Source organism: Pseudomonas sp. SDO5522_S412, assembly GCF_054071215.1.
The window spans coordinates 19,264-31,453 of sequence record NZ_JBSVWQ010000020.1 but is presented as its reverse complement, the minus strand read 5'-3'; the positions used below and the strand labels follow the sequence as shown (position 1 = coordinate 31,453).

Annotated in this window: 13 protein-coding genes; 10 read left to right on the top strand and 3 right to left on the bottom strand. The window is 62.2% G+C overall.

Annotated elements, in window-relative coordinates:
* Positions 1–116: 116 nt before the first annotated feature.
* Together ACW9I6_RS07395 and gloB are read right to left on the bottom strand one after the other, a co-directional pair.
* On the bottom strand, positions 117–1,529 hold the full coding sequence (locus ACW9I6_RS07395; protein ID WP_008435202.1) for a lytic transglycosylase domain-containing protein: 1,413 nt from the start codon (positions 1,527–1,529) through the stop codon (positions 117–119).
* A 98-nt stretch (positions 1,530–1,627) separates the two neighbouring features.
* Positions 1,628–2,395, bottom strand: coding sequence for a hydroxyacylglutathione hydrolase (gene gloB, locus ACW9I6_RS07390; RefSeq protein WP_003207471.1), 768 nt, complete (start codon positions 2,393–2,395; stop codon positions 1,628–1,630).
* Between the two features lie 65 nt (positions 2,396–2,460).
* On the opposite strand from gloB, the gene ACW9I6_RS07385 reads away from it, so the two are divergent.
* From ACW9I6_RS07385 to dnaQ, 3 genes are all read left to right on the top strand, one after another.
* A complete protein-coding gene (locus tag ACW9I6_RS07385) occupies positions 2,461–3,219 on the top strand; it encodes a class I SAM-dependent methyltransferase (protein ID WP_008435200.1) in 759 nt (252 codons plus the stop codon).
* Between the two features lie 101 nt (positions 3,220–3,320).
* Complete coding sequence (rnhA, locus tag ACW9I6_RS07380; protein ID WP_003207474.1) at positions 3,321–3,773, top strand: ribonuclease HI; 453 nt, start codon at positions 3,321–3,323, stop codon at positions 3,771–3,773.
* 70 nt (positions 3,774–3,843) lie between these two features.
* Positions 3,844–4,584 carry a DNA polymerase III subunit epsilon gene (dnaQ, locus tag ACW9I6_RS07375; protein WP_162835175.1) on the top strand — a complete coding sequence of 247 codons (741 nt, stop codon included), beginning with the start codon at positions 3,844–3,846 and terminating at the stop codon, positions 4,582–4,584.
* A gap of 3 nt (positions 4,585–4,587) precedes the next feature.
* Here the strand turns inward: dnaQ and ACW9I6_RS07370 are convergent, their stop codons facing one another.
* On the bottom strand, positions 4,588–5,448 hold the full coding sequence (locus tag ACW9I6_RS07370) for a LysR substrate-binding domain-containing protein (protein ID WP_003207477.1): 861 nt from the start codon (positions 5,446–5,448) through the stop codon (positions 4,588–4,590).
* A gap of 239 nt (positions 5,449–5,687) precedes the next feature.
* Between ACW9I6_RS07370 and ACW9I6_RS07365 the strand changes: the two genes are divergently transcribed.
* From ACW9I6_RS07365 to ACW9I6_RS07335, 7 genes are read left to right on the top strand one after another with little or no spacing between them, the layout of a single operon-like run.
* Positions 5,688–6,524, top strand: coding sequence for a transporter substrate-binding domain-containing protein (locus ACW9I6_RS07365; protein ID WP_008435195.1), 837 nt, complete (start codon positions 5,688–5,690; stop codon positions 6,522–6,524).
* A 3-nt stretch (positions 6,525–6,527) separates the two neighbouring features.
* Complete coding sequence (locus tag ACW9I6_RS07360; protein ID WP_177021968.1) at positions 6,528–7,334, top strand: transporter substrate-binding domain-containing protein; 807 nt, start codon at positions 6,528–6,530, stop codon at positions 7,332–7,334.
* Positions 7,327–8,748, top strand: coding sequence for an FAD-binding oxidoreductase (locus ACW9I6_RS07355; RefSeq protein WP_457339110.1), 1,422 nt, complete (start codon positions 7,327–7,329; stop codon positions 8,746–8,748). Before ACW9I6_RS07360 ends, ACW9I6_RS07355 begins: the two co-directional genes overlap by 8 nt.
* The gene (locus ACW9I6_RS07350) at positions 8,745–9,956 is read left to right on the top strand and encodes an aminotransferase class I/II-fold pyridoxal phosphate-dependent enzyme (protein ID WP_457339109.1); all 1,212 of its coding nucleotides are present in this window, start codon (positions 8,745–8,747) and stop codon (positions 9,954–9,956) included. The genes ACW9I6_RS07355 and ACW9I6_RS07350 overlap by 4 nt, the downstream gene beginning before the upstream one ends.
* The gene (locus ACW9I6_RS07345; protein WP_177019992.1) at positions 9,953–10,687 is read left to right on the top strand and encodes an amino acid ABC transporter permease; all 735 of its coding nucleotides are present in this window, start codon (positions 9,953–9,955) and stop codon (positions 10,685–10,687) included. The genes ACW9I6_RS07350 and ACW9I6_RS07345 overlap by 4 nt, the downstream gene beginning before the upstream one ends.
* A complete protein-coding gene (locus tag ACW9I6_RS07340; RefSeq protein ID WP_457339108.1) occupies positions 10,677–11,369 on the top strand; it encodes an amino acid ABC transporter permease in 693 nt (230 codons plus the stop codon). Before ACW9I6_RS07345 ends, ACW9I6_RS07340 begins: the two co-directional genes overlap by 11 nt.
* The gene (locus ACW9I6_RS07335; RefSeq protein ID WP_003207489.1) at positions 11,356–12,180 is read left to right on the top strand and encodes an amino acid ABC transporter ATP-binding protein; all 825 of its coding nucleotides are present in this window, start codon (positions 11,356–11,358) and stop codon (positions 12,178–12,180) included. The genes ACW9I6_RS07340 and ACW9I6_RS07335 overlap by 14 nt, the downstream gene beginning before the upstream one ends.
* Positions 12,181–12,190: the final 10 nt, after the last annotated feature.

Below are 12,190 nucleotides of genomic sequence, written 5' to 3'. Positions count from 1 at the left end.
TTGTTCCGATTGGAAAAAGGCTGGCGCCGCAGGAGGGAGACTACAGGCTTGGATGGGGGTTGGCAGGGTGAAGAACAAAGGGGGAGCTGTTGCCAGTTCCCCCTCGTGTTTGCTGCTTAGCGCGGCCCGGAAACCACCAGCATCTGCCCAGGTTTCAGCGCCTGGCCAGTGCGTGGGTTCCAGCGCTTGAGATGTTGCATCTCGACGTTGAAGCGCTTGGCGACGATGTACAGCGAATCGCCTTTCTTGACCTTGTACTGCACCGGCTTCTTGCTGTCGGCCTTGGCCACCAGCTTGCGGGTGTCCTGCATTACCAGGGTCTGGCCGACCTTGAGCGCCTGCCCGTTGAGCTTGTTCCAGCGCTGCAGGTCATGTACATCGACCTTGTTGGCCTTGGCGATCAGCGTCAGGTTGTCGCCGCTGCGCACCTTGTAGTTGCGGGTGCGACCGGCAATGGCCTTGTGCTCAACGTCGTCGAACACCGGCTTTTTCGGGCGCATGCTCAGCAATTCTTCCGGCTTCATCGCCGAAAGGCTGCTGGCCAGCAGCTGCGCCTTGGACGTCGGCACCAGCAAATGCTGCGGGCCGTCCAGGGTGGTGCGCTGTTTCAAGGCCGGGTTGAGCTGGAACAGTTCGTCTTCGTCGATCTCGGCCAGCGCGGCGACCCGTGACAGGTCCATGCTGGTCTTGATTTCTACCACTTCGAAGTACGGCGTGTTGGCGATCGGGTTCAGGTTGACGCCATACGCCTCGGGGGCCAGCACCACCTGGGACAGCGCCAGGAACTTGGGCACGTAGTCCTTGGTTTCCTGGGGCAGTGGCAGGTTCCAGTAGTCCGTCGGCAAACCGAGCTTCTCGTTACGCTCGATGGCCCGGCTGACCGTGCCCTCACCGGCGTTGTAAGCCGCCAGGGCCAGCAACCAGTCGCCGTTGAACATGTCATGCAGGCGAGTCAGGTAGTCGAGGGCAGCGGTGGTGGAGGCGGTGATGTCGCGGCGGCCGTCGTAGGCGCGGGTCTGGCGCAGGTTGAAATAGCGCCCGGTGGCGGGAACGAACTGCCACAGGCCGACCGCATCGCTGCGGGAATAGGCCATTGGGTTGTAGGCACTTTCAATCACTGGCAGCAGCGCCAGCTCCAGAGGCATGTTGCGTTCTTCAAGGCGTTCGACGATGTAATGAATGTAGAGGCTGCCGCGTTCGCCGGCGTTCTCGAGGAAGGATGGGTTGCTGGCAAACCACAATCGTTGCTGTTCAATGCGCGGGTTGACGCCTAACCCGTCCTGCAATTGAAAGCCCCGGCGCATGCGTTCCCAGACATCCTGGGGCACTTCCGGGCTTGGCTTCTCTGATAGCCAAAGGGGTTTTTGCTTGATCTTGGCGGTAAGGTTTGGCTTGGGTTGCACGGTGGATTGTGCGGCAAAATGGGTCGATTGGCAGCCCGCCAGAGTAGCGGACACAGCCACCGCCACGGCTTGAGCCAGGCGGGTCAATGCGTCTGAATGGTTGGTTTTACGAATAGATGACGACATTGGCTGGAAGTAAGTTCCGGGCAAAAATGTCGGGCGATTCTAGAAAGCGCGTGGGTTGCGGTCAACCATTCAGAAATTACGTACTAAATTCCGCGCGCTTAGAACGTATCTTTCCACGACCTCAAGCTAGCAAACACCTCACTCCCGGCCCGGTTATCGCGGCCATTCCGTTCGTCCGCTTTTTCTTTAACGGATGTTTCAGAGGTCCGCAGAAAAGGGTTGGTGCGTTTTTCCAGGGCCAAAGTCGAAGGCAATGTTATCTGGCCGTTCGCCCGCAGTTGCCGCACGTTCTCCACCCGTTCGGCGATATCCGCGTTATGCGGTTCCACGGCCTGGGCGAATTTCAGGTTACTTTGTGTGTATTCGTGGGTGCAGTACACCAGCGTGTTGGCCGGCAAGGCCGCCAGGCGCTCCAGTGAGGTGTGCATTTGCTGCGGGGTGCCTTCGAACAGGCGGCCACAACCGGCGGCGAAGAGGGTGTCGCCACAGAACAGCACGCCCTCGTGATAAAAGGCGATGTGCCCCAGGGTATGGCCGGGTACGGCAAACACCTCGAAGTCCCAACCCAGCACGTTGATGCGGTCGTTATCCTGGAGTGCCACGTCCCGCGCCGGGATCTTTTCATTTGCCGGGCCGTAGACCGTGGCGCCTGAAACACTTTTAAGTTGCTCGACGCCGCCGACATGATCATGGTGATGGTGAGTCACCAGGATGTCGCTGAGGGTCCACTCGGGATGCTGCTGGAGCCAGGCCAGCACGGGCGCGGCATCACCGGGATCGACCACCGCGCAGCGCTTGTTCGGCTGATCCTGTAACAACCAGATGTAGTTATCGGTGAAGGCGGGCAGGGCACTGATCTGTATCATTCTTTGATTCGCCAAGCTGAACACATTGGTGCATCTTAGAGCTTCTTGGCGCGTTGGAGAATGCAATGACTGATAAAGCGTTCGCCCAGGCCGATCCCGAGTGGCTGGCACTGATCGGTGCCGCCCGTGAATGGCTGTCCGGGCCTGTCGGGCAATTTTTACTGGATGAAGAACGGCGCATGCTCGAAGACGAGCTGGGTCGGTTCTTTGGTGGTTACCTGGTGCATTACGGGCCGTCGGCACAAACCCCGCCGTCGGCACCCCAGGTGCAACGCAATGTGCGCCTGGGGGCGCCGCTGCCGGGGGTTGAAATCGTCTGCGAGGAGCAGGCCTGGCCGTTGAGCGAGCATGCGGCCGATGTGGTGGTGATGCAGCATGGCCTGGATTTCTGCCTGTCGCCCCACGGTTTGCTGCGCGAAGCGGCCAGCAGCGTGCGCCCTGGTGGCCATTTGCTGATCATTGGCATCAACCCCTGGAGCAGTTGGGGCTTGCGCCATGTGTTCGCCCATGACGGGCTGCGCCAGGCGCGCTGCATCTCGCCGTCGCGAGTCGGCGACTGGTTGAACCTGCTGGGCTTTGCGCTGGAGAAACGCCGCTTCGGGTGCTATCGTCCGCCGCTTGCGTCTGCCAAGTGGCAAGGCCGGCTGGCCGGCTGGGAACGCAGGGCCGGTGCCTGGCAATTGTCCGGCGGGGGTTTCTACCTGTTGGTGGCGCGCAAGATCGTCGTTGGCCTGCGCCCGGTGCGCCAGGTGCGTCGCGAGCCGATGGGCAAGCTGGTGCCGATGCCGATGGCCAAGGTCAATCGCAAGCAGAGCGAACAGTAAACATACCTTTTTGATTTCAGGTCGAGCCTCTCGACCTCGGGCACTTGTCGGTCGATTATCGGCAACCCGCTTTGATGGATCCCGCTTTAATGGACAGTGAAATGACCGATACCGTAGAACTCTTCACCGATGGCGCCTGCAAGGGCAACCCCGGCCCCGGCGGATGGGGCGCCTTGCTGGTGTGCAAGGGCGTGGAGAAGGAACTGTGGGGCGGCGAAGCCAACACCACCAACAACCGTATGGAACTGATGGGCGCGATCCGTGGCCTGGAAGAGCTCAAGCGCCGTTGCGACGTATTGCTGGTGACCGACTCCCAGTACGTGATGAAGGGCATCAACGAGTGGATGGTCAACTGGAAGAAGCGCGGCTGGAAGACTGCGGCCAAGGAGCCGGTGAAAAACGCCGACCTGTGGCAATTGCTCGATGAGCAATGCAATCGCCACAACATCACCTGGAAATGGGTGCGCGGGCACATCGGCCATCCCGGCAACGAGCGGGCCGACCAACTGGCCAACCGCGGTGTGGATGAAGTGCGCGGCTATAAACAGAGCTGATGCCGTCTGACGTGTTAAGATCCCGCCCCTTGAAATGTACCAAACCGTTGAGAGCTGAACCCTGATGGCCATCCGATCTGTTGTACTCGATACCGAAACCACCGGCATGCCGGTGACCGACGGCCACCGGATCATTGAAATCGGCTGTGTCGAACTGATGGGCCGCCGCCTCACCGGCCGGCACTTTCACGTCTACCTGCAACCGGACCGGGAAAGTGACGAAGGCGCCATCGGCGTCCACGGCATCACCAACGAATTCCTGGTGGGCAAGCCACGGTTTGCCGAAGTGGCGGATGAGTTCTTCGAGTTCATCAACGGCGCGCAACTGATCATCCATAACGCGGCGTTCGACGTTGGCTTCATCAACAACGAATTCGCGCTGATGGGGCAGACCGACCGGGCCGATATCACCCGGCACTGCTCGATCCTCGACACCTTGATGATGGCGCGTGAGCGTCACCCGGGCCAGCGCAACAGCCTCGATGCGTTGTGCAAACGCTATGGCGTCGACAACTCCGGCCGTGAACTCCACGGCGCGTTGCTCGACTCCGAGATTCTCGCTGACGTCTACCTGACCATGACCGGTGGCCAGACCAGCCTGTCCCTGGCCGGTAATGCCTCGGACGGCAATGGTTCGGCGGAAGGCTCGGGCAATCGCCCTTCGGAAATCCGCCGCCTGCCGGCGGATCGCCAGCCCACTACGATCATTCGTGCCAGCGAGCAGGACATGGCCGAGCATGCAGCGCGCCTCGAGGCGATCGCCAAGTCTGCCGGCGCACCCGCGCTATGGACCCAATTGACCCAGCAATAACCGTCACCCCAGCGCCAGCCCCTGGCTGGCCCTGATCAGGTCATATGCCTTGCGCGCAATCGGGTTCGCCGTGTTCGGACGGATCCACAGGTAGTACGTGACCTCCGGCATCCTCGGCAATCCATCGTTTTCCCCCAATACCCGCATATCCGGCCCTAGCATCTCCATGCTCCGTGGGGTTACGCCCAGCCCTGCGCGGGTTGCCGCCTTGATGCCGATCAGGTTCGATGCCAGGTACGCCTGGCGCCACGGGATATTCGCCCGTTCCAGCGCCTCAAGGGCGTAGCGCCGATAAATGCTCGGCTCATCCACCAGAATCAATGGCAGCGGCTCGCTTGGCGAGTGAATGTATTGCGCCGAACAAATCCACCACACCGGCGAGGTGCGCAGTGCAAAGCCCTCCAGGTTGGCATCGGCGCGGGTAGAAATCACCATGTCGACCTTGCCCCGGTGCAGGTCATCCATCAGGAACGGGCTGCGCCCGACGTCGATCTCCAGGCGCAGGCGCGGTGCCGAGCGGGCGATGTGGCTGAGGATCGGCGGCAGGATGGTGTCGGCGATGTCGTGGGGCGAGCCGATACGCAGTACGCCGCTGAGGCTGCTTTCCCGCAGGGAATTGAGTGCATCGTCATTCAGCGAGAGCATCTGCCGCGCATGCCGCAACAGTTGCATCCCGGGTTCTGTCAGTTGTTTTTGCCGGCCACGTTTTTCAAACAGGCTGACGCCCACTTGTTGTTCCAGACGCTGCATATGCTGGGTGACGGAAGATTGTGTGCGTGCCAGGTGAGTGCCGGCTTCGGCAAAGCTGTGGTGGTCGACCACGGCGATAAAGGTGCGGAGCAGTTCAAGATCGAGGGTCGACATGGCCATTCCAGGGCGTTTTTATATCAAGGGTGCGAAGATAAACATTACAGATGTTTATGTTTTGTCGCGCCGGGTTTTTACGAGGGCTAATGAATTCGAGTATATGGCCAAAAGTCAGCGCGTCCATATACGGGAAGTTATAACGATATTAGATATTTGAATTTCCGTTAGCCCGGCACTCTCCCTAGCATGCCCCCACATCAGGTCGGGGTACGCCGATCGCTAATGAGGGGAGTTCCATGGGGTTTGTGCGCGCGGCGGTAAAACGAAGGTTGCCTGTGGTCCTGGGCGCGTTGATCGCCCTGGGCGGCAGCGCAGTGGCTCAGGCCGATGCGACCCTGGACAAGATCCAGCAGCGCCATGTGCTGGTGGTCGGCGTGCTGCTGTCTGGCGGGCCGTTTGGCGGCATCGACCCCACCACCCAGAAGCCCAGGGGCTTGAACGTCGACCTGGCCAACGAGCTGGGCCGTCAGTTAGGCGCCGAGGTGCAGCTGGTGCCGGTATTGCCGGCCAACCGTGTGCAGTTCCTGCAACAGGGCAAGGTCGACCTGCTGATCGCCAATATGGAATGGACCGCCGAGCGTGGCGAGATCCTCGGGTTCGTGCCGACGCCGTTCTACAAGATCGGCGGCACCGCTGCCGTACTCAAGGACAGCAAGATCACCCGCTGGGAAGATCTCAAGGACCAGCCGGTGTGCACCTCCCAGGGCAGCAGCTACGTCAAGCCGCTGACCGAACTGGGCGCGCAGATCAAGGCCTTCAAGAGCTCTTCGGAATCCCTGCTGGCCCTGCGCGGCAACAACTGCGTCGCTGCGGTGCATGACTCCACCCTGGTCAACCCGCTGATCAACGACAGCGCCGAATGGAAGGATTACCGCACCCTCAGTCCCGAGCTGAACCCGGCGCCATCGGTAATCTGGACCCGCCGTGGCGAGAGCGACACCCAGGCCAAACTCGACCCTATCGTCAAGGACCTGCACCGCAGCGGCTGGCTGATCGAAGCCCAGACCCGCAACCACATCACCCCGGCGTCCCCGGCGCTGGTGGAGTTGCAGAAACAGTTCAAGGGTGCCTGACACATGACATTGAGAACCCTGACTGCCTTGGGCCTGGCACTGTGCGCCAGCCTGGCCCACGCCGACGCCACCCTCGACAAGATCCAGCAACGCCACGCCATCAGCGTCGGCGTGATCCTCAGCGGTCCGCCGTTTGGCACCATCGACCCCAAGACCGGCGAACACCTAGGCTACAACGTCGAACTGGCCAAGGGCCTGGGCCAGGCGCTGGGTGTGGAGACCAGGACCGTTTCGGTACTGGCGCCCAACCGCGTGCAGTTCCTGCAACAGGGCAAGGTCGACGTGCTGATCGCCAACATGCAGTACACCGACGAACGCGCCGAGATTCTCGACTACGTGCCCACGCCCTATGAAGAAGTCGGCGGCGCGGCGTTGATCCGCAAAGGCGCTGGCATCACCCAGTGGGCCGACCTCAAGGACAAGCCGGTGTGCGTGTCCCAGGGCAGCAACTTCATCAAGCCGTTGCAGGAAACCTACGGCGCGCAGATCAAGGCATTCCGCAGCCAGTCCGAATCCCTGCTGTCGTTGCGCGGCAATGGCTGCGTGGCGGCGGTGCACGTCAGCCCGACCATGCATGCGCTGCTGGAGGATGCCGAATGGTCCGGCTACGAGATCCCGTTGCCGGGGGATTTGATCCCGTCCAAATCCGTGATCTGGATCCGCAAAGGCGAACACGACACCCAGGCCAGGCTCGACGCCATCGTGCGCGACTGGCATCGCAGCGGCTGGTTGATCGCCCTCGGCGAACGTACCGGCATGGCTCCGTCCCAAGCCCTGCGTGATCTGCACGAGCAGTACAGCCATGAGTGAAGCGCTATTCGCCACTCTGCAACAACTGCTCGGCGCCGCCCATGTGCAGCGCAGTGAAGATGCCGCCCAGTACCTGACCGACAAACAGGGCCGCTACACCGGCCAGGTGATCGCCGTGGTGCACCCGGCCAACACCGAGGAAGTGGCCGCCGTGGTGCGTGCGTGTGTCGCCCTGGAAGCGCCCATCGTGGTCCAGGGCGGCAACACCGGCCTGATGGCGGGTGCCACACCGGATGCCAGCGGCCGCGCGGTATTGTTGCTGCTCGACCGCATGAACCGGGTGCGCGTGATCGATACCGACAACGACACCCTGACCGTCGAAGCCGGCTGCATCCTGCAAAACATCCAGGACGTGGCCCGTGAAGCCGGTCGCCTGTTTCCATTGAGTCTGGGCGCCGAAGGCAGTTGCACCATCGGCGGCAACCTTGGCACCAATGCAGGCGGCACCGCCGTGCTGCGTTATGGCAACACCCGCGAGTTGACCCTGGGCCTGGAAGTGGTGACCGCCGAAGGCGAAATCTGGAATGGCCTGCGAGGGTTGCGCAAGGACAACACCGGCTACGACCTGCGGGATTTGTACGTGGGCAGCGAAGGTACCCTCGGGATTATCACCGCCGCGACCCTGAAGCTGTTCCCGCTGCCCAAGGCCCAGGCGACAGCGCTGCTGGCGTTTGACGAGTTGACCCAGGCGGTGGCGTTCCTGTCCCATGCCCGCGCCGGTTTTGGTGCAAACCTCACTGCATTCGAATTGCTCAGCGCCGATTGCCTGGCGTTGTTGCGCGAGCAATTTCCCGAGGGCCCGCAACCGTTTCTCAACGCCAGCCAACCCTGGTTTGCCTTGCTGGAGCTGTCGGATAACCACGGTGAAACCCACGCCCGCGAAGCCTTCGAAACGGTCCTCGGTGAAGCCTTCGAACAGTCACTGCTGGCCGACGCACTGATCGCCGAAAGCCTGGCGCAAAGCGAAGCGCTATGGCTGCTGCGGGAGAACATGAGCGAAGCGCAGAAGCGTGCCGGACGCAATATGAAGCACGATATCTCGGTGCCCATTTCGCAAATCGTCGCCTTCGTCGCCCATACCGATGCGCTGTTGCAGACGCATTTCCCCGGTGTTCGCAACTTCACGTTCGGGCACCTGGGGGACGGCAACCTGCATTACAACGTGGCCCATCCGCTGGATTCAACGGTTGACGAGCACATGCGCAACTACGCCGAATTGAGCTTGCTGGTACACGACAGCGCCCATGCCCACGGCGGCTCCATCAGCGCCGAACACGGGATTGGCCAGCGCAAGGTCGGCCTGCTGGCCCGCTACAAAAGCCCGGTGGAACTGGACCTGATGCGCCGCATCAAGCAGGCCCTCGACCCGAAAAACCTGCTCAATCCCGGCAAAGTCCTGGAGGTACAGCCATGACCGTTCGCCTGTCCAAGCGGGTGCAGCGCGTGTCGCTGTCGGCCAATGCGGCGGCCAAATCCCGCGCCACGGAACTGCGTGACGCCGGCCGCGACATTCTGGACCTGACCACCGGAGAACCGGATTTCGATACCCCGGAGCACATCAAGCAAGCCGCTTGCGCAGCCATTGCTGCGGGCGCCACCAAGTACACGCCGACACCCGGGGTAAAAGCCTTGCGCGTGGCCGTGCAGCGAAAATTGGCCGAAGAAAACCACCTGGACTATTCGCTGCCGAATATCGTGATCGCCAACGGCGCGAAACAGATCATCTTCAACGCCTTCGCCGCAACCCTCGACGACGGCGATCAGGTGCTGGTGCCGACGCCTTACTGGCCGTCGTTCCCCGACAGCGTGCGCTTCAACGGTGGCGAGCCGGTATTTATCGAGTGCGGGCTGGAGCAGGGCTGCAAGCTGCTGCCCGCCCAGCTGGAGCAACACATCAATGAACGCACGCGCTGGCTGATACTTAACGGTCCGGGCAACCCGAGCGGTGCGGTGTATGGCGAGGCTGAACTGCATGCGCTGGCCGAGGTGCTGCGTCGCCATCCCCAGGTGCTGGTGCTGCTGGATGAACTCTACGAACACATCCGCTTCGACGGTCGCCCGGCCCAGAGCCTGCTGAACGTCGCGCCGGATTTGCAGGACCGTTGCCTGCTGGTGGGCGGCGTGTCCAAGACCTACGCCATGACCGGCTGGCGCATCGGTTTCGGCGCCGGGCCGCAGGCCTTGACCCATGCAATGGCGGTTGTTCAGTCGCAATCCACCTCCGGTGCTTCCTCCGTGGGCCAGGCTGCTGCATTGGCGGCATTCACCGGCGGGCTGGGCTTTTTGGCCGAGCAGGTAGCGGCCTATCAGCTGCGCCGGGACCTGTTGATGATGGCCCTCGGCACCGTCGTGGGCCTGGAAGTACTCGAACCCCAGGGCGGCTTTTTCGTGTTCGTGCGTTGCGCCGGTTTGCTTGGCCGCTATCGCCCGGACGGTCAGCGCCTGGACGATGATGGCGATGTCGTCGCGTACTTGCTGGAGGAGGGCGTCGCCGGAGTAGCGGGCAGTGCCTACGGCCTGTCGCGGTGGTTTCGCCTGTCCATCGCCACGGCGACCGACAGCGTGGCCGAGGCCGGCCGCCGTATCGCTGTCGCGTGCGGCAAGCTGCGGGGCGTCGAATGAGTCATTGGCTGGAGCTTTTTGTGCACTGGGCCGCCGGTATCGGCCTCAACTACAGCTTCCTGCTGGATGGCTATCAGCGCGGCACCCTGGAGCAGGGCGCGCTGACCACGGTGCTGTTGTGCCTGTTCACCATCGTCGGCAGCCTGCTGGCCGGGATCAGCCTGGCGGCGCTGCTGACTTCCGGCAACCCGTGGCTGGCCAAACCGGCGCGGGTGTTTATCGAAGTCACCCGCAACACGCCGACCCTGGTGCAGCTGTACTGCGCATTCCTGGTGTTGAACATGCTGCTGACCCAGGCCGTCGGCGCGGCCAACCCGCTGACGCCGTTTGCCTGGGTGGTGATCGTGATTTCGCTGCACAAGGGCGCGTTCCACGCCGAAGCCCTGCGCGCCGGCATCGAGGCGGTGCCCGCCGTGACCCTGGAAGCCGCCAGCTCCCTGGCCTTCAGCAGCCGGCAATTGCTGTGGAATGTGCAGTTGCCGTTGGCCCTGCGTTTCGCGCTGCCGTCGCTGATCAACAACCTGATCGACCTGGTGAAAATGACCGCCGTGGCCTCGGCCATCGCCGTGGGCGATATCACCTACGCCTCGATCATGATCTGGACCCAGAGCGACAACGTGCTGGAGCTGATGATTCTGATCCTGAGCTTTTTCGGCTTGCTGAGTTTTACCGTCAATTGTGTGGGGCGCTGGCTGGAAGCGCGCCTGAGGATGCCCGGCTATGGCCATTGATTCATTCCCGGTGCTGTCGGCGTTGCTGCAATGGTCGCCGGCGCTGGTGACTGGTTTCGGCCAGAACATCCTGATCAGCCTGGTGGCGATTGGTCTTGGTTCGCTGCTGGGCCTGATGGTGGGCGCGTTGGCCCTGTCACCCCTGCGCCTGCTGCGGTTGCCCGCGCGGATCTGGGTGCAGGTTTTCCGCAATGCACCGTGGCTGGTGCTGATCTATTTCACCACCTACGTGTTCCCGTTCGAGATCCATATCGGCAGCAGCTACGTGTCGTTCCCGGACTGGGTCAAGGTGACGATTGGCCTGGCATTGCCGGCCAGCGCCAACGTGGCGGAGATCTTTCGCGGCGCCATCGGCTCGATCCCCAGCACCCAGTGGGAGGCGGCGCGCTCACTGGCATTTACCCGCGGCCAGATATTCAGCTCGATCATTCTGCCCCAGTGCTTCAAGCGCATGTTGCCGCCGTGGATGAACCTCTACGCGGTGGTCACCATGGGCACCGCCCTGGCGTCGCTGGTGGGCGTGCACGACGTGATCGACACCGCACAGATCGCCAGCAACACCGTGAACATGACCGGCTTTACCGTGATGATCTACCTGAGTTTGCTGGTGCTGTTCTTTGCCTACTGCTACCCGATTTCCCGTTTGACCCAACGCCTGGAGCGCCGTTATGCCTTCTATTGAACCCCTGGTCAGCCTGCGGGATTTGCAGCTGTCGTTCGGTGACAACCGGGTGCTCAAGGGCATCGACCTCGATGTGCATCGCGGCCAGGCGGTGTCGATCATCGGCCCGTCGGGCTCGGGCAAGTCGACCATCCTGCGCTGTATCACCGGCCTGTTGCAGCCCCAGCGCGGCACCATTCGCGTGGGCGAAACCCGGGTCGATACGCTGACCCAGGAAGCGCAGCGTATCGAGTTGCGCAAGCGTGTGGGTTTTGTGTTCCAGCAATACAACCTGTTCCCGCATTTGTCCGTGCTGGAAAACCTGGTGATCGCCCCGCGCAAGGTGCTCGGTCGCAACCGTGCCGATGCCGAGAAAGATGCCCGGGCGCTGTTGGCCAAGGTGCGCATGGAGCACAAGGCCGATGCCTATCCGGGCCAATTGTCCGGCGGCCAACAGCAGCGGGTGGCGATTGCCCGGGCGTTGGCGATGCGCCCCGAGCTGATCCTGTTCGATGAAGTGACCTCGGCCCTGGACCCGGAAACCGTCGGTGAAGTACTGACGGTGATTCGCGAGCTGACCGAAGAAGGCATGACCTGCGTGCTGGTGACCCACGAAATGCGCTTTGCCGAAGAGATCAGCGACATCGTCTATTTCACCGAGAACGGCGTGATCGTCGAGCACGGCAGCGCCGAGCAGATCTTCCAGCGCCCCACCAGTGAACGGACCCAGGAATTCCTGCGCCATGCCTTGGGCGATCCCGGCCGTCGGCCACCGATCGCCAATGATCCGTACCTGTTGACCAACCTGAGCCGCTACACCCTGTCCGTCTAACAAGAGGAAC

Excerpts from the sequence above, each read along its gene's own strand:
- ACW9I6_RS07355 (WP_457339110.1), top strand. The coding sequence starts at position 7,327 with ATGAGTGAAGCGCTATTCGCCACTCTGCAACAACTGCTCGGCGCCGCC.
- ACW9I6_RS07335 (WP_003207489.1), top strand. The coding sequence starts at position 11,356 with ATGCCTTCTATTGAACCCCTGGTCAGCCTGCGGGATTTGCAGCTGTCG.
- ACW9I6_RS07360 (WP_177021968.1), top strand. The coding sequence starts at position 6,528 with ATGACATTGAGAACCCTGACTGCCTTGGGCCTGGCACTGTGCGCCAGC.
- gloB (WP_003207471.1), bottom strand. The coding sequence starts at position 2,395 with ATGATACAGATCAGTGCCCTGCCCGCCTTCACCGATAACTACATCTGG.
- ACW9I6_RS07370 (WP_003207477.1), bottom strand. The coding sequence starts at position 5,448 with ATGTCGACCCTCGATCTTGAACTGCTCCGCACCTTTATCGCCGTGGTC.
- ACW9I6_RS07345 (WP_177019992.1), top strand. The coding sequence starts at position 9,953 with ATGAGTCATTGGCTGGAGCTTTTTGTGCACTGGGCCGCCGGTATCGGC.
- ACW9I6_RS07365 (WP_008435195.1), top strand. The coding sequence starts at position 5,688 with ATGGGGTTTGTGCGCGCGGCGGTAAAACGAAGGTTGCCTGTGGTCCTG.
- ACW9I6_RS07395 (WP_008435202.1), bottom strand. The coding sequence starts at position 1,529 with ATGTCGTCATCTATTCGTAAAACCAACCATTCAGACGCATTGACCCGC.
- rnhA (WP_003207474.1), top strand. The coding sequence starts at position 3,321 with ATGACCGATACCGTAGAACTCTTCACCGATGGCGCCTGCAAGGGCAAC.
- ACW9I6_RS07340 (WP_457339108.1), top strand. The coding sequence starts at position 10,677 with ATGGCCATTGATTCATTCCCGGTGCTGTCGGCGTTGCTGCAATGGTCG.
- ACW9I6_RS07385 (WP_008435200.1), top strand. The coding sequence starts at position 2,461 with ATGACTGATAAAGCGTTCGCCCAGGCCGATCCCGAGTGGCTGGCACTG.
- ACW9I6_RS07350 (WP_457339109.1), top strand. The coding sequence starts at position 8,745 with ATGACCGTTCGCCTGTCCAAGCGGGTGCAGCGCGTGTCGCTGTCGGCC.